The 17,989-nt window shown below is 68.6% G+C and carries 16 protein-coding genes; 10 read left to right on the forward strand and 6 right to left on the reverse strand.

What is annotated here, in order from left to right; translation table 11 throughout:
• Position 1 precedes the first annotated feature (1 nt).
• Together JAP66_RS27545 and JAP66_RS27550 are read left to right on the forward strand one after the other, a co-directional pair.
• Positions 2-1,729 (forward strand): thiamine pyrophosphate-binding protein, encoded by a 1,728-nt coding sequence (locus JAP66_RS27545; RefSeq protein WP_307849742.1) that lies wholly within the window; start codon positions 2-4, stop codon positions 1,727-1,729.
• On the forward strand, positions 1,726-2,262 hold the full coding sequence (locus JAP66_RS27550) for a VOC family protein (RefSeq protein ID WP_199434767.1): 537 nt from the start codon (positions 1,726-1,728) through the stop codon (positions 2,260-2,262). The genes JAP66_RS27545 and JAP66_RS27550 overlap by 4 nt, the downstream gene beginning before the upstream one ends.
• 1,021 nt (positions 2,263-3,283) lie before the next feature.
• Here JAP66_RS27550 and JAP66_RS27555 read toward each other — a convergent pair.
• The gene (locus tag JAP66_RS27555) at positions 3,284-4,021 is read right to left on the reverse strand and encodes a GntR family transcriptional regulator (protein ID WP_199434768.1); all 738 of its coding nucleotides are present in this window, start codon (positions 4,019-4,021) and stop codon (positions 3,284-3,286) included.
• A gap of 273 nt (positions 4,022-4,294) precedes the next feature.
• Between JAP66_RS27555 and JAP66_RS27560 the strand changes: the two genes are divergently transcribed.
• Genes JAP66_RS27560 through JAP66_RS27595 form a run of 8 tightly spaced genes read left to right on the forward strand, consistent with a single transcriptional unit; the run spans position 4,295 to position 11,590 of the window.
• Positions 4,295-5,236: an ABC transporter substrate-binding protein gene (locus tag JAP66_RS27560; RefSeq protein ID WP_199434769.1), complete on the forward strand. Its 942-nt coding sequence runs from the start codon at positions 4,295-4,297 to the stop codon at positions 5,234-5,236.
• Between the two features lie 17 nt (positions 5,237-5,253).
• The gene (locus JAP66_RS27565; RefSeq protein ID WP_199434770.1) at positions 5,254-6,030 is read left to right on the forward strand and encodes an ABC transporter ATP-binding protein; all 777 of its coding nucleotides are present in this window, start codon (positions 5,254-5,256) and stop codon (positions 6,028-6,030) included.
• Positions 6,027-6,794 carry an ABC transporter permease gene (locus JAP66_RS27570; protein ID WP_199434771.1) on the forward strand — a complete coding sequence of 256 codons (768 nt, stop codon included), beginning with the start codon at positions 6,027-6,029 and terminating at the stop codon, positions 6,792-6,794. Before JAP66_RS27565 ends, JAP66_RS27570 begins: the two co-directional genes overlap by 4 nt.
• On the forward strand, positions 6,794-7,636 hold the full coding sequence (locus JAP66_RS27575; protein ID WP_210770701.1) for an ABC transporter permease: 843 nt from the start codon (positions 6,794-6,796) through the stop codon (positions 7,634-7,636). The genes JAP66_RS27570 and JAP66_RS27575 overlap by 1 nt, the downstream gene beginning before the upstream one ends.
• Positions 7,633-8,730, forward strand: a complete 1,098-nt coding sequence (gene leuB, locus JAP66_RS27580) for a 3-isopropylmalate dehydrogenase (RefSeq protein ID WP_199434773.1) — start codon at positions 7,633-7,635, stop codon at positions 8,728-8,730. Before JAP66_RS27575 ends, leuB begins: the two co-directional genes overlap by 4 nt.
• Before the next feature lie 14 nt (positions 8,731-8,744).
• A complete protein-coding gene (leuC, locus tag JAP66_RS27585) occupies positions 8,745-10,130 on the forward strand; it encodes a 3-isopropylmalate dehydratase large subunit (RefSeq protein WP_199434774.1) in 1,386 nt (461 codons plus the stop codon).
• Between the two features lie 3 nt (positions 10,131-10,133).
• Positions 10,134-10,736, forward strand: coding sequence for a 3-isopropylmalate dehydratase small subunit (gene leuD, locus JAP66_RS27590; RefSeq protein ID WP_199434775.1), 603 nt, complete (start codon positions 10,134-10,136; stop codon positions 10,734-10,736).
• Positions 10,733-11,590, forward strand: a complete 858-nt coding sequence (locus tag JAP66_RS27595) for an isocitrate lyase/PEP mutase family protein (protein WP_199434776.1) — start codon at positions 10,733-10,735, stop codon at positions 11,588-11,590. Before leuD ends, JAP66_RS27595 begins: the two co-directional genes overlap by 4 nt.
• Positions 11,591-11,871: 281 nt before the next feature.
• Here the strand turns inward: JAP66_RS27595 and JAP66_RS27600 are convergent, their stop codons facing one another.
• The 5 genes from JAP66_RS27600 to JAP66_RS27620 all read right to left on the reverse strand — a co-directional run bounded on the left by JAP66_RS27600 (position 11,872) and on the right by JAP66_RS27620 (position 17,988).
• Positions 11,872-12,258, reverse strand: a complete 387-nt coding sequence (locus JAP66_RS27600) for a DUF3870 domain-containing protein (protein ID WP_199434777.1) — start codon at positions 12,256-12,258, stop codon at positions 11,872-11,874.
• Between the two features lie 2 nt (positions 12,259-12,260).
• Positions 12,261-13,415 carry an MFS transporter gene (locus JAP66_RS27605; RefSeq protein ID WP_199434778.1) on the reverse strand — a complete coding sequence of 385 codons (1,155 nt, stop codon included), beginning with the start codon at positions 13,413-13,415 and terminating at the stop codon, positions 12,261-12,263.
• Positions 13,412-15,094: a thiamine pyrophosphate-binding protein gene (locus JAP66_RS27610; RefSeq protein ID WP_199434779.1), complete on the reverse strand. Its 1,683-nt coding sequence runs from the start codon at positions 15,092-15,094 to the stop codon at positions 13,412-13,414. The genes JAP66_RS27605 and JAP66_RS27610 overlap by 4 nt, the downstream gene beginning before the upstream one ends.
• Before the next feature lies 1 nt (position 15,095).
• Complete coding sequence (locus tag JAP66_RS27615) at positions 15,096-16,139, reverse strand: ABC transporter substrate-binding protein (protein ID WP_199434780.1); 1,044 nt, start codon at positions 16,137-16,139, stop codon at positions 15,096-15,098.
• An 82-nt stretch (positions 16,140-16,221) separates the two neighbouring features.
• Positions 16,222-17,988 carry an ABC transporter permease gene (locus JAP66_RS27620; RefSeq protein ID WP_199434781.1) on the reverse strand — a complete coding sequence of 589 codons (1,767 nt, stop codon included), beginning with the start codon at positions 17,986-17,988 and terminating at the stop codon, positions 16,222-16,224.
• Position 17,989: the final 1 nt, after the last annotated feature.

Here is a 17,989-nt window from a genome sequence, read left to right on the forward strand (position 1 = left end):
GGTGAACACGATCAGCGCAGGTAGAGCGGTAGTCCACGCCCTAGAGGCGGAAGGGGTGAGCCACGTCTTCGGCATGCCCGGAGGGCATGTTCTCGGAATTTACGACGCTATCTACCACAGCGACAAGATGAACAGCGTCCTGGTGACCCACGAGCACCAGGCGGCTGCAATGGCAGCCGGCCACGCACAGCTGACCGGGCAAGTGGCCGTGGTCGTCGTCACGGCAGGGCCTGGCGTGACCAATGCGCTGACCGCAGTCACCGAAGCCTATGTCGGCGCGTTGCCGATGGTCGTGCTCGCTGGGCGTGGTGCGACCGAGACAGTGTACCGGGGAGCCAGCCAGGAGGTTGACACCCACCGGGTGTTCGACCCGGTGACGAAATCCGCGGTCCGCGTGGACCGGGCCGACCTGCTCGTGCCGGCGGTCCGCCAAGCCTTCGCCATGGCTCGCGGCGGCAAACCCGGACCTGTACTGATCGACATCCCGCGGGACGTGCTGGGGCAGCAGGTAGAGAGCCGACCATACTTCCCAGCTGGTCCCGCGACGCGGGTGGTGGCCGAGTCGGCCCACGTGGAGGCTGCTGTCGCGGCCCTCGTGCAAGCCCAGCGACCGATCATCGTGGCAGGCGGCGGCGTCATCGCCTCCGGCGCGTCCGACGCTGTGCGCGAGCTGGCCGAAACCCTCGCGACCCCGGTGCTCACCAGCCTGGCGGGACGAGGAAGTGTGCCCGAGGACCATCCCCTCGCGGTCGGTGGGCTTGGTGCCCATCGCAACCCGGTCTCCAAGCGGCTGCTCGGAGAGGCCGACGTCGTGCTCGGCCTGGGCACACGATTCGAAGAAATGGAGACCAACTGGCGACCCGGCGCGATCCCGCACCCCGACGCGACTTACATTCAGGTCGACATCGACCACGCGGAACTGGGTCGCAGCGTGCCGGCGAACATCGCACTCGTGGGCGACGCGCGTACCGTGGCCGAACAGTTGCTCGCTGGCGTTATAGCCGCGGGCGAGCCGAGCACGGTCGGATACCAGGCGCATCCGCGGGTCGCCCGTGTCCGGGACGAACTCGACGCCGTTGAAGCCGAGGTGGACACAATGGCAGCGAGCGAAGAAACACCGATCCACCCGGTGCGCGTCATCCGCACGGCACGCGCGGTGTTCCCGAGGAAGACGACATATGGCGTGGACGTGGGCGTGCTCGCCCAACACATCGGCGGCGCGTTCCCGTACTTCCGTGTGTTCGAACCACGCTCGACGATCATTCCGTCGAGCTTCTACGGAATGGGATTCGTCACCGCGGCCATGCCCGTCGCTCGACTTGTCCACCCCGATCGGCCCGCGCTGTGCTTCACCGGGGACGGCTCCTTCCAGATGGCGATGAACGTACTCCCCGTCGCCACAGCGAACCGGTTGCCCGTCACCTGGGCCGTGCTCAACGACGAGGCGCTCGGCTCGATCTGGGACATCCAGCACCACGTGTTCGGTGACCGGATCCTGGACACCGAGTTCTCCTACCAACCCGACTTCGTCAGTGTCGCCGCCGCCTGCGGCTGCCACGCCGCGCGCGTCGACAACCCCGCCGACGTCGAGACCGCCTTGAAACAGGCCCTTGCCGCGAACAACGAGGGCCGGCCCGCCGTAATCGACTTCCGCGTCGCTCGGGTGCGGCTGGCGCAGACCAAGGAGCACTACATCGCGACCTACCCCGCTGAGGAGGAGCAAGCATGAGCGCGTTCGACTTCGGCCAACCTGTCGGTGGCCTGGTCCAATATGCCTACACCGTCGATGACGTCAGGGCGGCAATGACGGCCTGGACGACACGTCTCGGAGTCGGCCCCTGGTTCGTTCGCGGTCCCTTCATCTCGCCGACCGCGCGCTACCGAGGAGACCCGACGGACGTGCGGCTCACGCTCGCCAGGACGTTCAGCGGCCACGCGATGATCGAGCTGGTGCAACAGCACTGCGCAAGCCCATCGGTATACCGGGAGCTCATTGACCAGCGCGGACACGGCTTCCATCACTGGGGCATCGGCACTCACGACCTTGACACCGAGGTGGCGCGCTACCGCGACGAAGGCCACGAGGTTGCGTTCTCCGACACGCTCCCCAGCGGTGCTCGAGTCACCTACGTCGACACCACCAGCGTGCTCCCGGGCATGGTCGAGTTGATCGAGATGTCCCCCAAGCAAGAGGCCACCTACACACGCATCTACCTCGCCTCGGTGGGCTGGGACGGAACCGAAGCCGTACGGGAGGGCTGAGCAACAGTGTGGGGAGTCGGAATTGCGGTTAGACCTGGTCGTGGTCGGACACACCGGGCGTAGGCTTGGCAGGAAGGAATCTCAATCATCGTGTCAAGCGGCCAAGGTGGTCGGTATGGGCGCGTGAGGAGTAACGGCCGGCCGCGCACGTGACATCCGTTCCTGGATTGCCAATGGAACGGCAACCCGACAGCGTTCGTCTGCACCAAGATCTGATGGCCCAGGCTGGCCGTACTCGATCGTCGCGGCGCTCGAGACCGGCCGCACCTCGTGGACGGCGCTGCTGACGCGATCCGGCCAGCTGCAACCCGGCGCTGATGTCGCCGCGGTGACCACGGGACAGACCCGCGAGGTCGTCAAACAGCTTATCGCCCCTGGCCAGTGGCGGGAGGGCTCGGAGATCTTGATCGTGCTGGATGCCGGGTAGACGCCCCGTATTGCTCACCCGCTGGGTGACTGCCGGTCGAGATCCTCGGCCTAAGGCGCTCCGATCCCGTCGTGCATGGTGGCGAGTTCGTCTTCGCCCGACCCGACATATGGGGCGCCGAGCAGACCGTGACGACCACGGCACATGGTGACCAATGACCTGGGGCCCTGCCTGGCCGTCGTGGAACTAGCTCGGGATCTCGAACAGCTGTAGAGCTCGCCCCGCTCAGCGTGAATCTCGACCTGATCCCGACTGACGGCCGCCGCGACCAGCTGATCACCGTCCTAGCCTGCGGCCGGTGCCGAGAGCGCGCGCCTGACGGCCTTTCAAGCGAACAGTTTGGTCCGGTTTCGGGAAACTCCGGCAGCGGGTGCTGAGGGCGCGGCCGGGCTCCAGCTACGGGCGCGGGGTGTCGGCGGAGATCAGCCGCTGATGTACAGACCAGTGACGTCCTCGCGAGTACCCCGTCCATGCCGGCGAGTTCTGCGACCAGCCGCGAATCCTGCGTTGGTGGTGCGCGGGGGTGTGGTTCGCGGGTGCGGACCGCGAGGGCCGAGCGGGGAACCCGCTGTCCCCTGTGGAGACTCACGGGCGTCAGGCCCTCTGCATGAAGGCCCTGATCCCCTTGCCGTTGGCGTGGATGTGCTCGCGCATGGCGGCCTCGGCCCGGTCGGCATCGCCGGCCAGGATGGCTTCCAGGATCAGCTGGTGTTGCTCGCACGCGTGGCTGATCGACACAGGGCGCCCTGGATCGTCCTGCGCGGTGGCCGCGCGCAGGTGGTAGTGGTAAGTCAGGGTTCTGGCCTGCTCCGCCCATTGCCGGAGCATGTCGTTGCCCGCGAACTGGAGCACCGTCCGGTGGAGGTTCTCGTTGTAGTTCCAGTAGGCGGCGAAGCTGCTCCCGTCGGAGAAGTCGCTGCTGTGCTCGAGCAGTGAGTGCATCGCCTGCCGGCACCCCGGCGTCTCCACGCGCTGCGCGGTGAGTCCTGCGGCCCTGCCTTCCAGTGTGGCCCTGACCTCGTAGAGCTGTCGGATGCCATCGAGGTCGAGGACGCGGACGTGCGCTCCCCGGTTATGTTCGAGGATGATGATTCCCTCGCTGGCCAGCTGGCTGAACGCGGCGCGGATCGTGCTCCTGCTGACGCGGAGCTCGTGGATGAGGTCGACCTCGACCAGCCGTTGTCCGGGGGCGAGGCGCCCGTACTTGATGCGCTCGCGGAGCTGGTCGGCGACGGTCTCGGTGGCGGACCTGCCGTTGTCTCTCGCGGTCGGTACCTGCTTCGACGATGCGGCGGGCGAGTCAGTAGATCCCGGCGACATCGACGGCGTCATCTCGATCTCCTCGCTGGTGGTCGCCCGTGCGCCGGCAATCGTCCGGCGATGCTGTCCAACAATCTAGGCTACCGATTTCCCGGTGACTTGACGGACACACTAACGCCGGTCTAGGTTGTCCGACAATCTCGCCCGACAATCTGTCCCTGCCGGCGAGACGCTTCGGATCACTCAACGGAGAGGGTCGAACAGATGTCAGGCAAGCGCTCGTTCCGGGCCGTGGCAGCCGGCAGCGCCGTTTTGCTCGTGGCGGGGTGCGGCGGAGGCACCGCGATGGTGGAAGAGAGCGACCAGGGCCGGTCGGTGATCAGGATCGCCGTGACGCAGTGGCCGTCGCTCGCCTTTTCGGTGCCCTACCACGTGGCGATGGAGAAGGGCTACTTCGAGGACGAGGGCATCTCCATCGAGGAGGTCGTCGCGACCCAGGGCGGCGGGACGACCGTCCGCAGCATCCTCGCCGGTGACCTTGCCTTCGGGGAGGCCGCCACTTCGGCTCTGGTCGACTCGCAGGACGCGGGCGCCGCCCTTCTCGCCGTGGGTGGTGGCGTGCAGGCCGTCGGGGACATTCTCTGGGTCGCACCGCCCGACTCCGGCATGAGCTCGATCGAGGACGTCGTGGGCTCGTCCGTCGGCTACACCAACCCGGGTTCGGTGACCCAGTCGGTGCTGGCGATGTCGCTGGACCGCGCCGGTATCGATCAGGCCTCCGTCGACAAGCGTGCGACCGGCGGTGTGTCCGAAGGGCTGACCGCGATGGACGGCGATGGTGTCGCGGCGACCATCCACGCCGAGCCCCTCTACTCCGGCGAGCCGGACAAGTACAAGCTGCTGTGGCGGGCCAGCGACCTGATCGAGGAATACCAGCAGACGGTCGTCGTCGCGAGCCCGGAACTCGCGGAGAGCGATCCGGAGCTCGTCCGTGGGTTCCTCGCCGCCAGGGCGAAGGGTGTCCGGTTCATCAGCGAGCACCCCGACGAGGCCGCCCGTATCTGGTCCGAGCGCGGCGACGTCGAACCGGCCACCGCGAAGGCGTCCCTGAAGCGGCTGCTCGACGCCGGAGAGTGGGGCGTCGGATTCAGCGCCGAGGGACTCGCGGCGGCCGAAGAGGGCATGCGGGTCGCCGGCTTGCTCAAGGCCGGCGAGAAAGTGGCCTGGAAGGACATCGTGAGCCAGGAGTACCTGCCCGCCGACGTCGACAAGATCCAGCTGCCCTGAGAGCGCGGTGTTGTGCCATGTTGCGGATTGCCAAGCTCTGTAAGACCTTCGGTGACGAGGGGCCCGAGAAGGCCGTCACGGCGCTGAGCGAGGTCGACCTCGAAATCGACCAGGGCGAGTTCGTCTCCGTGATCGGTCCCAGCGGTTGCGGCAAGAGCACGCTGATGGAGATCGTCGCCGGTCTCGAGCGGCCCACGGGCGGGTCGGTGCACATCGACAACGACGAGATCACCCGGCCGCATCCCGACATCGGCGTGGTCTTCCAGCAGGATGCCACCTTCCCGTGGCTGACCAGCAGGCAAAATGTCGAGTTCGGACTCCTGCGGCTCGGCCTGACCAAGAAGGAGCGGGCGCGCCAGGCGCTGGACACGCTGGAACTGGTGGGCGTGGCCGGCTTCGCCGACCACCACCCCGGGCAGCTGTCCGGCGGGATGCGGCAGCGGCTTAACATCGCGCGGGTCCTGGCCGCACGCCCGCGCATCCTGCTGATGGACGAGCCCTTCGGCGCTCTCGACGAACAGACCCGCCTTCGGATCGGAGACGAGCTGCTGCGGATCTGGCGGGAGACCGGGTCCACGGTCCTGTTCATCACGCACGGGCTCAGCGAGGCCGCATTGCTCTCCGACCGCATCGTCGTGATGACACCCCGGCCGGGGCAGGTCAAGGAGATCGTGGTCAGCCCGTTGCCGCGCACCCGGACCTCGTCGGAGATCGGCAGCCCGGCCTTCGCCGATGTGACCGGTCGCCTGTGGGCCGACCTGTCCAGCGCGGACCCGCGGGAGGCAATCGCATGAGCCGTGCCCGCGACCGGCGGGTGCTCCTGACCCGGACCCTGGTGATCGCCGCCGCACTCGCGTTGCTGGAGATCGCCCCGAGGGCGGGCATGGTCGACGCGCTGACCCTGGTCCCGCTCTCGGACATGGTGGTCACGCTCGGCGGGGGCATCGGCTCCGGCGAGATGTTGCCACACCTGTTCTCGACCGGCGCAATGATACTGGGCAGCTTCGTTCTCGCCGGGGTCTCCGGCGTGGTCATCGGCTACCTGCTGTGGCGCTACACGGGCCTCCGGCGCGCCCTCGACCCCTATCTGACCAGCTACTATGCTCTGCCGGTCTTCGCGTTCTACCCTGTACTCGTCGCGATCTTCGGGCTCAACCGCACACCGGTGGTCCTCCTCGCGTGGGCCTACGCGTCGGTCGCGGTCATCACCAACGCGGCGATCGGCTTCGACTCCGTCCACACCGTGCACCTCAAGACGGCGCGCGTGTACCAACTGAGCGCCTGGCAGACGCTGCGCCGCGTGCAGCTGCCCGCCGCGGCGCCGCACGTGTTCGCCGGGCTGAAGCTCGCGGTCACCTACTCCGTCATCGGCGTTATAGCCTCGGAGTTCATCCTCGCCACCCAGGGGCTCGGCTGGCTCGTCTCGTTCAACTACAACAGCTTCGCGCTGGCGGAGATGTACGCGTCGATCCTGCTCGTGATGGCCGTCGCGGTTCTCGTCACCTCGGCGGTCTCGCTGCTCGAGCGCCGCCTGTGGCCGAAGGAGAGGCAGGCGTGATGGACTCCGCAGCGACGACTCTCTCCTCGCCCGCGCAGCCACCGCGCGGGAGAGGGCGCAAGTCGGGGAAGGTCCCGCGCCTCGGCCCGGGTGGTGCGCCGGCGCTCGTTCCCGTGGTGTTGGTCGTTGTGTGGCAACTCGCGACGTTCTTCGTCTCCGAGAGCGCGCTGCCCACCCCGCTGGCGACGGGCCGCGCCTTCGTCGACGGCGTGCGCGACGGCTGGCTGACGACCAACCTGTGGGCGACCCTCCAGGTGGTCCTGGCCGCATTCGCCATCGCCGCTGCCGGCGGTCTCGCCGTGGGTGTCTGGCTGGGCCTGCAGCGCTTCTGGGGCGACGTCCTCGGCGCGCCGCTGCTCTGGTCCTACGCGCTGCCCAAGATCACGATCTTTCCGATCTTCCTGCTGATCTTCGGGCTCGGTGACGCATCCCGGATGGCCTTCGGCGCATTCCACGGGTTCTTCCCGCTGGCCATCCTCGTGCTCGGCGGGATCAACGCCATCCCGCGTGTCTACCTGCGGGCGGCGCGCTCCCTCCATCTCAGCCGGTGGACCACGGTTACCAGGGTCGTCTTCCCCGCGGCGTTGCCCTCCGTGCTGTCGGGCCTGCGCTTCTGCTTCAGCCTTTGCTTCCTGGGCGTGGTGCTGGCCGAGATGTTCGGCTCGTCCGAGGGCGCGGGCTACGAGTTGATCCGGCGAATCACGTTGCGGGAGCTTCCCGAGATCTTCGCGCTGGCCCTGTCGCTGATGGCGATCTCCCTGCTGCTCAACCTACTCATGCTCACCGCCGAGCGACGGCTCGTCTCGCACGGCACCGCGACGACCAGGAGGTCCAACCGATGACCGCTGCTCCGCCCGACAACGTCCTCATCGGGGTGCTGCCCGGCGACGGCATCGGGCCTGAGGTGACACGCGAGGCCGTGCGGGTCCTGGAGGCGATAGCCAAAGGCAGCGGCCTCGACCTCACGGTCGCCGAGGGCCTGCTCGGCGGCTGCGCCATCGAGCAGACCGGCAGGCCGCTGCCCGACGAGACCTGGGAGCTGTGCCAGCGCAGCGATGCGCTGTTGGTGGGTGCGGTCGGGGGCGAGAAGTGGGACTCCCTTCCACCCGACCAGAACCCTGGTCTCGGCGGCCTGCTCCGGTTGCGCCGCGAGCTCGACCTGTACGCGAACTTGCGGCCCGGCATCTCCTACCTGCCCGACCTCTCGCCCTTGCGCAGTTGCGACGTGGACGTCCTGCTCGTGCGGGAGGCCGTCGGCGGACTGTATTTCTCCCCACACCGCGGTCGGCGGCGGGAGGCCGACGGCGACGTCGCCTACGACACGATGGAGTATTCCGCGGCACAAGTTCGCCGGATCGCCACGCTGGCCTGCCGGCTCGCGGCCGAGCGCGGGGGCCGGCTCACGTCCGTGGACAAGGCCAACGTGCTCGAATCCTCCCAGCTGTGGCGTGAGGTGATGGGCGAGGTCGCGGCCCGCTTCCCTTCGGTGGAGGTCGAGCACCTCTACGTCGACAACTGCGCCATGCAGCTGGTGCTGCGCCCTGGTGACTTCGATGTCGTGGTGACCGAGAACCTGTTCGGCGACATCCTCAGCGACGAGCTCGCCGGGATCGTCGGGTCGCTGGGCCTGCTGCCCTCGGGAAGCCTTCGGGACGACCGCTTCGGCCTGTATGAACCGGTGCACGGGGCGGCCCCGGACATCGCCGGTCTGGGCAAGGCCAACCCGGCGGCGGCCATCCTGTCGGCGGCGATGCTGCTGCGCCACAGTCTCGGCCTCGACCGCGAGGCGACCCTCGTGGAGCGGGCGGTGATCACTCTGCTCCGCAGGGGGGTGCGGACACCGGATATCGCGCACGGTGTCGAGGCGGTGAGCACGTCGGCCTTCGGCGACGCCGTGCTGGCCGAGCTGGACTCCATGCACGACGGCCAGAGCTGACCCCGGAGCAGAACATGGGTAGCACTCTCGCGCAGAAGATCTGGGACCAGCATCGCATCGGTGAGGTACGCGGTCGCGACCTGCTCTACATCGACCTGCACCTGGTGCACGAGCTGGGCTCACAGGCCTTCGGCGGGCTCGACCTCCGGGGCCTGCCGGTACGCAGGCCCGAGCAGACCGTGGCCACGATGGACCACAACGTACCCACCGGGGACCGCACGCTACCGATCGCCGATCCGCTGGCGGCCAAGCAGCTGCAGGTGCTGCGGGACAACTGCGAACGGCACGGTGTCCCCCTATTCGGGCTCGGCTCGGCGCGCCAGGGCATCGTGCACGTCATCGGACCTGAAGCCGGCCTGACCCAACCTGGTATGGCGATGGCGTGCGGCGACAGTCACACCGCCACTCACGGCGCCCTCGGCGCGCTGGCCTTCGGCGTCGGCACCAGCCAGGTCGAGCACGTGCTCGCCACGCAGTGCCTGCTGCTGTCACCGCTACGGCAACTCGCCGTGGACATCGAAGGCGCCCTGGCGCCCGGCGTCACGGCGAAGGACGTCGCGCTGGCCGTCGTGGCCACCGTCGGGTTCGGCGGCGCGGCCGGACACGTCATCGAGTACCGCGGCTCGACGGTCCGCGCGATGTCCATGGAGGGCAGGTTGACGCTGTGCAACATGTCCGCCGAGGCGGGCGCACGAGCCGGGCTCATCGCCCCGGACGCCACCACGTTCTCCTTCCTCGAGGGCAGAACGTACGCGCCCAGCGGCGACGACTGGACGGCGGCCACCGCCACCTGGGCACGGCTGCGCACCGACGACGACGCGGAGTTCGACTCCGTCGTACGGATCGACGCCACCACGTTGGAGCCCACCGTCACGTGGGGGACGACCCCGGCGATGAGCGCTCCGGTCAGCGGCCGCGTGCCACGTGCCGAGGAGACCGCCAGTCACTCCCAGACCGAGCGGGCGCTCGCCTACATGGGGCTCGCCGGTGGCGAGCGCATCGTCGACCTTCCCGTCGACCGGGTCTTCATCGGCTCCTGCACCAACTCGCGTATCGAGGATCTGCGTGCGGCGGCAGCGGTCGCCGCCGGCCAGAAAGTGGCCGCGGGCGTGCGGGCGATGGTGGTGCCCGGCTCGATGCCCGTGAAGGCGCAGGCGGAGCGCGAAGGGCTCGACGCCGTCTTCCGCGAGGCAGGCTTCGAGTGGCGAGAACCCGGCTGCTCGATGTGCCTCGGCATGAACGAGGACGTGGCGGGGCCCGGCGAGCGATGCGCGTCCACATCGAACCGCAACTTCGAGGGCAGGCAGGGCGCGGGGGCGCGGACCCATCTGGTCTCACCGGAGATGGCGGCGGCCGCTGCCGTCGCGGGTCACTTCGTCGACGTCAGGGAGGTGCGCTGAGCCATGGCGGGAGTGCGGACCGTTCGCGGGCGGATGATGCCGCTGGAACGTGACGACGTCGACACCGACCAGATCATGCCAAAGCAGTTTCTCACCCGTGTGGAGCGCACCGGCTACGGTGCGCACGTCTTCCACGACTGGCGCCAGGATCCGTCGTTCGTCTTCAACGACGCCCGCTTCGCCGGTGCCTCGGTACTGGTCGCCGGCAGCAACTTCGGCTCGGGCTCCTCGCGCGAGCACGCCGTGTGGGGCCTGCTTCAGTACGGGTTCGAGGCGGTCGTCGCGCCGTCGTTCTCCGACATCTTCGTCGGCAACTGCGCGCAGTCGGGTCTGCTGCCGGTACGGGTCCAGCATGAGACCTACCGCGCGCTCCTCGCGACCGTCGAAGCCGATCCCGGCGCGGAGGTGGTCGTCGACCTCGAAGATACCCGCGTCGACTGGCCGGCGGGTACGGCGACCTTCGACATCGACCCGATGGTGCGGGAGGCCTTGCTGCACGGCCTCGACGACGTGAACCTGATCCTCGCCGAGGAGGAGCACATCGTCGCCTACGAGCGGCGGCGCCCCTCGTGGTCGGTCCGCGTACCGGTCGAGGGCTCGCGGTGAGCGCGGCGGCCGAGCTTCGCCGGCTGCTCGCCGCACCCGGCATGCTGCGTGCCCCCGGCGTCTTCGACGGGATCAGTGCCCACGTCGCCAGGAGGGCCGGTTGCCAGGCGGTGTACCTGACGGGGGCAGGCGCGGCCGCATCCGGCTTCGGACTACCCGACATCGGCCTGGTCACGCAGACCGAGATGGCCGACCGCGCGCGGCACGTCGTCGAAGCCGCCGAGGTCCCGGTCATCGCGGACGCGGACACCGGATACGGGGCGCCCGTCAACGTGGTGCGTACCGTCCGCGAGTACGAGCGGGCGGGCGTCGCGGCCATCCAACTCGAGGACCAAGCGTTCCCGAAGCGGTGTGGCCACCTACCGGACAAGGAGATCGTCACCACGGACGACTACCTCAGGACCCTGCACGCCGCGCTCGACGCCAGGCGGGCCGGCACCCTGATCATCGCGCGCACGGACGCGCGGGGCCCTGCGGGACTGGACGAGGCTCTCGCTCGCGCCCACCGCTACGCCGCCGAAGGCGCAGACATGATCTTCGTCGAAGCGCCGCGCAGCCGGGAGGAGATCGAACGGATCGCCGAGGTGCGGGCATCGCTGCTGTTCAACGTCGCACCGGGCGGGCTCACCCCGCCGATCCCCGACAAGGAACTGGAACACCTCGGGTTCGCCGCGGCAATCTATCCCGGCGCCCTGCTCATGCCGGCCGCGACGGCGATGCTGAAGGCGATCGCCGATCTGACCGGCCAGCGGTCGGAGACGATCGACTCTCCCGCCGCGCTCCTCGGCATCGTCGGCATGGACGCCTGGACGACAGTGGGCGAGCGCTTCCAGGACGCTGCTCAGGACCCGTGAGTGCGGAGCCGAGTTCCGATTCGATGCCGGACTCGGAGTGGGTGGGTATGTGTCAGGCTGCCACCGCCGCGTTGCTGCGACAACGGGGAGGTGGCGGTCTCTCACCTCCACACGGCTTGTCAGCCCCTCGGGGCGCTTGATGTCGGTAACCCACAACTACAGTAATCGCGAGAGGGGGCGGGCGAAGTCGCGGTGGTCAGATCGGTCGCGGTCGGCGTGTCGGGCGTAGGGCGGCGTGCTTGTCCCTGGTGGACCCTCTGTTTCCAGCAGCCGAGCCCGCGCTACGGCATCGGCGATTCGTCGCCCGTCTGCGTCGCCGGCGTCGACCCGTGCTGGCTGGTGCTGCCGGCTTCTTGCCGGGCGTAGGTCTCGCGGTATCGGCGCACCATGTCCCGGTAGCACTGGCAGATGGCACCCTGCGCGCTTCCCCAGTAATCTCGCTGGATCCGGTCGACGAATTCGGTGTCGTCGGACATGAGGTTGCGACCGGTCAGCAGCTCGGAAACCCACTTCTGCGTCTGCGGCGCGAACAACGAGGCCCACCCCTCGATGATGGTGTGGGTCTCGATGTCGACCCGGGCTCCCATGGCGAGCGTGCCGTACAGTGCGCGCACCATCGTGCCGGTCGGCATTTTGGCGTATCCGGTGACAATGATCTCTCGTCCCATGATCACTTCCCTGCACGTGGTCGGACGACTGTGGATGCGAGCACCATAAGTGCGGCACAACTAAGCAAGATCACCGGGACCCAGAACGCCTCGATGGCGCTCCGGTGCGCGGTCACCGCGCTGAGGCCGAGCAGGGTGATACCGGTTGCCAGCTGTGCCGAGGATGCCATCGCGCCGCTGGCCGCTCCCGGCCGGTCGATCCGCCGCTGGACGGCGCCGAGCATCAGGAGCCCCTGCCAGCTGCCCGTTCCCATCAACGCCAGACCCGTGACGACGAGGAAAGGCACGGAGGACCGCGCCAGCACGGAGACGGCAAGCGTCGCGGCGCCCGCCAGCATGATAACCGCCGCAACCCGGGAGGGATCGACCCCCCGCCGGTCGATCCACGACCCGATCAGCACGCGTCCGAAGGCGCTGACGGCGCCGCCGATGGCCAGCGCCAGGGCACCATCAGCCGGACCCAGACCACGGTCCACAGCTGAGACGGGGACCAGGATCAGTGCAGAGTTGGCGCCACCGGCGCCCAGGGCGGAGGCGAGCGTGAGCATGCGCAGACCGTTGCTGGTCGGCGCGCGCCCCCGCGATACAGCCACCGCCGCGACGTTGGCCGTGACGGTGTCGTGACGCATAGTCAGCACGAGGACGGCGATTACCAGCAGCGGCGGCACGAGCACAAGGAAGACCGCGCCAGTCCCGAGCGCGACGGCTCCTACCGGCGCGACTACTCCGGCCAGCAGCGCCGAAATTGGGACGGAGGCCTGCCGCACACCCATCGCGACGCCGTGACGGGCCGGATTCACCGTGTGCACGACCCACACCGCGGATGCGGTGTGCCCCAACGCGACCGCCGCCCCGGCGAGCACGCACCCCACGAGCAGCCCGGCAGGCCAGGCCCCGTGCCAGGACAGCACGACCGCCGTCAGCGCCGCGGCGAGCACACCGACCAACGCCGGGCGCAGGAAGCCGAGCCGGTCGACGGCATGCCCGAAGGGCCGGCTCAGCAACCCGACCGTGAGGTAGTGCACAGCGATGACAGCGCTGACGAAGCTACGCAGGCCCGGTGACTGATTCACGATGAAAGGCTGCAGGGCCACCAACAGCAGAAGTGGGACCAGCGTGCCGACTGTGACCGCGGTCGACGTGAGCGTGCCTCTCAAGGCTCGTTGCCGACGTTGGCCAACCGCGCTGATACGACGCGCGGGGTGACGTGCAGATCGAGAACGACCGGCCCGTCCAGCCGGCCGCCGGTCAACTGCTCACTCGCCTCTGCCAGGTCGGTGGCAGTCGAGACGCACAGGCCCCGCGCCCCCATCGCGGTGGCCACCGCGGCCGGGTCCGAGGACGCGTGGAACCAAGCAAGCTCCTCGGGCAGGCCCGCAGCGCGCAGCTTGTGGATCTCGGCCGCGTAGGCACCGTCATTGACGACCACGACCAGGACCGGGAGCCTTTCCCGGCAGATCGTCTCGATCTCGGTCATCGACATGAAGTAGCCCCCGTCACCGACGATGGCCACGTACGCCTCTCGGCGACCGTTCGTGGCCATACCTGCGGCTATCCCTTGCGCCATCGCGATGGACCCACCGGCCAGCCCGGTCCGGAACGTGCCCGGTCCGGTTGCTCGCAGGTAGCGCGAGGGCCACTCGACGAAGTGCCCGCCGTCGACGACGATGACGCGGTCCTCCGACAGGGTCCGATCCAGCCACTCCATCGCGGTGCGGGGGTCGATGCCCCGCTCGTCGGACTCGTCGGTATGTGGCCGCAGCACCGCACCCTGCTCCGCGACGTCCTCGGGGGCCCACGAGCACGGTGCCGGCGGACGGGCAGCTGTCTCGCCCCCGAGTTGCCGCAGCAGGGCCTCCAGCACGTCGCGCACGTCCTCCGCGACCCCCAGGTCGACGGGGTGCTGGCGGCCGAGCGCGTCAGGGTCGGTGTCCACCTGGACGACAGCCTTGCCGGCGAGCAGTGATCCGCCGTGAGTCGTGTACTCGTTCAACCCGGCACCGAGCACGAGGAGGACGTCGCAGGCCTCGATCACCCGCATCGTCGCCGGGGTGGAGAAGCCTCCGAAGACGCCCGCGTATCGCGGGTTGCCGGCGTACAGGCCCCGGGTCGGCAGCGTCGTCGTGATGACCGCGTCGAGCGCCTCGGCAAGTCGGGTCACGTGGCTTGCCGCGCCAGAGCGCTCGACGCCGATGCCGGAGAGCACGAGCGGACGTGCAGCAGCGCGCAGCAGGTCGACAGCCGCGCGAATCTGGTCGCCGTCCGCTGCCGGGCCGACGACGGGGCCGGGGTGCCCGGCCGCGCAGCTTGGGACCTGCTCTGCGGCCGAACCCTCCAGGACCTCGGTCGCGATGTCCAGCACAACCACGCGGTTTCCGCTGAGGCACCGCTCGACGGCGGCGGTGATCGTGGCCTCGACGCTGGCCGGGTCGGCCAGCGGCCAGTATTCGGCGCCGGTGGCAGCGACGAGTGCCGCGTGGTCGTACCGCTGGACATGGTGCGGCTTGCTCGCCGGCGTGGTGCCCGTGACAAGCAGTTGAGGCCAGCGGTCACGGACTGCGGTGCACAGCGCGTTCATGGCGTTGAGCAACCCCGGTCCGTAGGTGACGGTGGAGACCCCGACATGTCCCGTGTCGGCGGCGTAGCCGTCGGCCATGACAACCGCCCCTGCCTCGTGTCGAGCGCCGACGTAGCGGACGCCGGGTAGGCTCGCCCAACGGGACAGCCAGGCGAGGTTCCCGTCGCCCATCACCCCGAAGATGGTGCGCACACCGTTGTCCAGCAGGCTTTGGGCGACGAGGTCGAGCCCTTGCAACGTCTCCGTGGCTGCGGTCACTTCAGCGGAAGGTGGCATTCCATTCCTTGGTCCAGCGGTTACGGAGCTCGACCCAGGCCTGGAAACCTGGCGAGACGACCTGCTCGCTGTCGGCCGGTGGCACCTTGACGCCCTCGACCTGAGGCGGGTCGACGTCACCCCGGGACGGATACTCGCGGGTGATCTCGACGAGGGCCTCCTGGCCGCGCTCGGAGAGCAGCCAGTTCAGGTAAACCCGGGCGGCTTCCGGGTTCTCGGAGTCCGCGGTCGTGGCGACGAGGTTGGGGAACACCGGAAATCCATCCTCGGGGAACACGGGAGCGACCGGTGCGCCGTCGGCCGCCTGGTCGGCGACCACACCGAGCGAGGTGATGGAGACTGGCACCTCGCACCGGACCAGGTCCTGCGTCAGCGGGACAACGGACTCGTAGATCCGGGGCTGCTGAGCGGCCAGCTTCTCCCAGAACTCGATGCCGTAGGTTTTCCGGAGGAAGTGGTACACGCTGAAGGCGCTGCCGCCGACGGTGATCGGTGTGAGGCCGATCTTCCCCCGGTAGGCGGGGTCAAGCAGGTCCTCGTAGGTCTCGACTGGCCGCTCGGCGCAGGCGGTGTTGTACGCCAGGACCATGCCGAGGTTGGCGCTGGTGTACCAGCCTGCTTCCGTGTCGTACTGGTCCTCTTTGAGCGCCGAGGTGCCGACGGGGGACTCGTAGGCGGCGATGATGTCCCGCTCGGCCAGGTCGGCCATGAGGGTCACGTCACCGAAGCCGACGGCGTCCGCGACCGGCCGCCCTGCGGCGGCCTCGGACACAACGCGCTCGTACAGCTGCGACGTCACGAGACGGACGTGCTCGACCGCGATACCGGTGTCTTCCTCGAAGACGTCGAGCAGGGCACGCCACTGCTCCTCGGGGTAGTTGTCGTACAGGGTGAACTCGCCCTGCTCCTGCGCGGCAGCGTAGAGCTCAGCGGATGCGATCTTCTCGTCGTCGATCACAAGGGGCTTGCCGGTGCCGTCACCACCGTTGTCATTGCCGCCTCCGCAGGAGGACACCGCCAGCGACAAGACAACTGCTCCAATGAGTTTGCGTCGTCTCATGTCTCGTTAGCTCCTTCGGTGCTGATCGGGAAACGGGAAGGGGACGCGGTCAGGCTGGCCTGAGCCACCTCCGGCCGACGACCGTGATGAGTAGCAGGACGGCGCTGTAGCCCAGGCTCATGGACGCGACCCGGCTCCAGTTGCCGTTCTCCCACTGCCCGAACACCACGACCGATAGCACGCGGGTGTCCGATGTGAACAGGAAAATGGAGGAGGCGAGTTCCCGGATCGACAGCACGACCACAAGCAGCGCCGCCGACAGGATGCTCGTGCGCAGCAGCGGCAGGGTGACGTACGTCGTAGCCCGAAGGGCGCTGGCGCCGGAGACCCGTGCCGCGGCCTCGAGATCCGAGTGGATCTGCTGGAACGCCCCTGAGATCCCGCCGAAGCCCTGCGGGGTGAAGCGGATGACGTACGCGATGACCAGGACCGCGAGCGTCCCGTACACCGGCAGCGGGATCACGATCCAGGTCCACATCAGTGCGATACCCATGACCAGCGCGGGGATCGCGACCGGAGCCGTGGCCAGGTGCTCCAGGACACGACGTCCCTTGATGTTGCTGCGGTTCACGAACCATGCGAGCGCGAAGTACAGTGCGACACCGAACAGAGCCGCGAGCGCACCCGCGGTGAGGCTATTGATGAGCCCTTCCGTGAACGCCTGCGTCGTGAGCGCGTCGACCAGGGGCTCGGTGGACCACCGGTCGGTCTGGAACAGGTCGCCGAAGCCGGCGTAGTAGACGGCGCCGGACACGGCGGTGTGCAGCAACGCCAGCATCGGCACGAGGATCGCCAGGCTCAGGTACGCGAGCACGCCGGCGAACGCGACCCAGCGCCACCTGCGGAGCCGCACCTGGCCGGGTCGGAAGCCCTTGCCGCTCACCGTCGTGTACGACCGGCCCCTCAGCAGCATCCGCTGGCCGGCGATGAGGGCGATCAGGATGACGATCATCGCCATGCCCACCGCGCTCGCGCCGTTGACGTCCGACGGCGCAACCGTCATCAACTCGTAAACGTACGCAGGCAGGGTTGGGATGCCGTTGCCTGCGCCGAGGATCACCGGGATCGGGAAGTCCTCGATGATCAGCGCGAAGGTGAGGATGCCCGCGGCGAGCAGGGCTGGACGCACCATCGGCAGGGTCACCCGCATGGCGACCCGTGGCTGGGTGGCGCCGTGGACGCTGGCTGCCTCCTCCAGCTCCGGGTTCATCAGTGTCAGCGCGCCGTACACGAAGATGAACGCGTACGGGGAGTAGTACAACCCAGCGACGAAGATGATGCCGGGCAACGAGTAGATGTTCAGGGTGACGTCGATTCCGAGCTCGCGCAGCAGCATGTTGACGTACCCGGACTGTGGCGAGGCGACGAGGCTCCAGGCCATCGCGCCGACGAAGCCGGAGATGAACAACGGGATGATGCCCGCGAGCTGCACCAGTGGTCGCGCCGGCACATCGGATCGAGCCGCCAGCCAGGCGAGCGCGGCACCGATCGACATGGCGACCACCCCGGCCCCGAGCGCCATGAGCACCGAGTTGACCATGGCTTCGATGCCGCGGTCGCTGAACAGCGCCTGAAAGTTGTCCAGCGTGAAGTTGCCTACTGGGTCACCCGGACGCGGAGTCGAGTCGGTGAGGGATGCCAGTAGCAACATGCCGATCGGCAGCACCACCAGCACGATCATGATCGCCAGCAGGGCCCAGAAGGGGCCTCGCCGCCACAGCGACGACACCATGCGGCCGGGTGGCTTCTCCTGCTGCGGCAACGGTGGGTCGGCGACCGAGGTACGGTCGATGCCCGTCCCGGTTCCGGTGCTCATC

Origin of the sequence: Qaidamihabitans albus, assembly GCF_016464705.1 — a bacterium.
GTDB lineage: Bacteria > Actinomycetota > Actinomycetes > Mycobacteriales > Pseudonocardiaceae > Qaidamihabitans > Qaidamihabitans albus.

Bases quoted from the DNA above. Each gene is read 5' to 3' on its own strand.
- JAP66_RS27550 (WP_199434767.1), top strand. From the start codon at position 1,726: ATGAGCGCGTTCGACTTCGGCCAACCTGTCGGTGGCCTGGTCCAATAT.
- JAP66_RS27555 (WP_199434768.1), bottom strand. From the start codon at position 4,021: ATGACGCCGTCGATGTCGCCGGGATCTACTGACTCGCCCGCCGCATCG.
- JAP66_RS27560 (WP_199434769.1), top strand. From the start codon at position 4,295: ATGGTGGAAGAGAGCGACCAGGGCCGGTCGGTGATCAGGATCGCCGTG.
- JAP66_RS27565 (WP_199434770.1), top strand. From the start codon at position 5,254: ATGTTGCGGATTGCCAAGCTCTGTAAGACCTTCGGTGACGAGGGGCCC.
- JAP66_RS27570 (WP_199434771.1), top strand. From the start codon at position 6,027: ATGAGCCGTGCCCGCGACCGGCGGGTGCTCCTGACCCGGACCCTGGTG.
- JAP66_RS27575 (WP_210770701.1), top strand. From the start codon at position 6,794: ATGGACTCCGCAGCGACGACTCTCTCCTCGCCCGCGCAGCCACCGCGC.
- leuB (WP_199434773.1), top strand. From the start codon at position 7,633: ATGACCGCTGCTCCGCCCGACAACGTCCTCATCGGGGTGCTGCCCGGC.
- leuC (WP_199434774.1), top strand. From the start codon at position 8,745: ATGGGTAGCACTCTCGCGCAGAAGATCTGGGACCAGCATCGCATCGGT.
- leuD (WP_199434775.1), top strand. From the start codon at position 10,134: ATGGCGGGAGTGCGGACCGTTCGCGGGCGGATGATGCCGCTGGAACGT.
- JAP66_RS27600 (WP_199434777.1), bottom strand. From the start codon at position 12,258: ATGGGACGAGAGATCATTGTCACCGGATACGCCAAAATGCCGACCGGC.
- JAP66_RS27620 (WP_199434781.1), bottom strand. From the start codon at position 17,988: ATGAGCACCGGAACCGGGACGGGCATCGACCGTACCTCGGTCGCCGAC.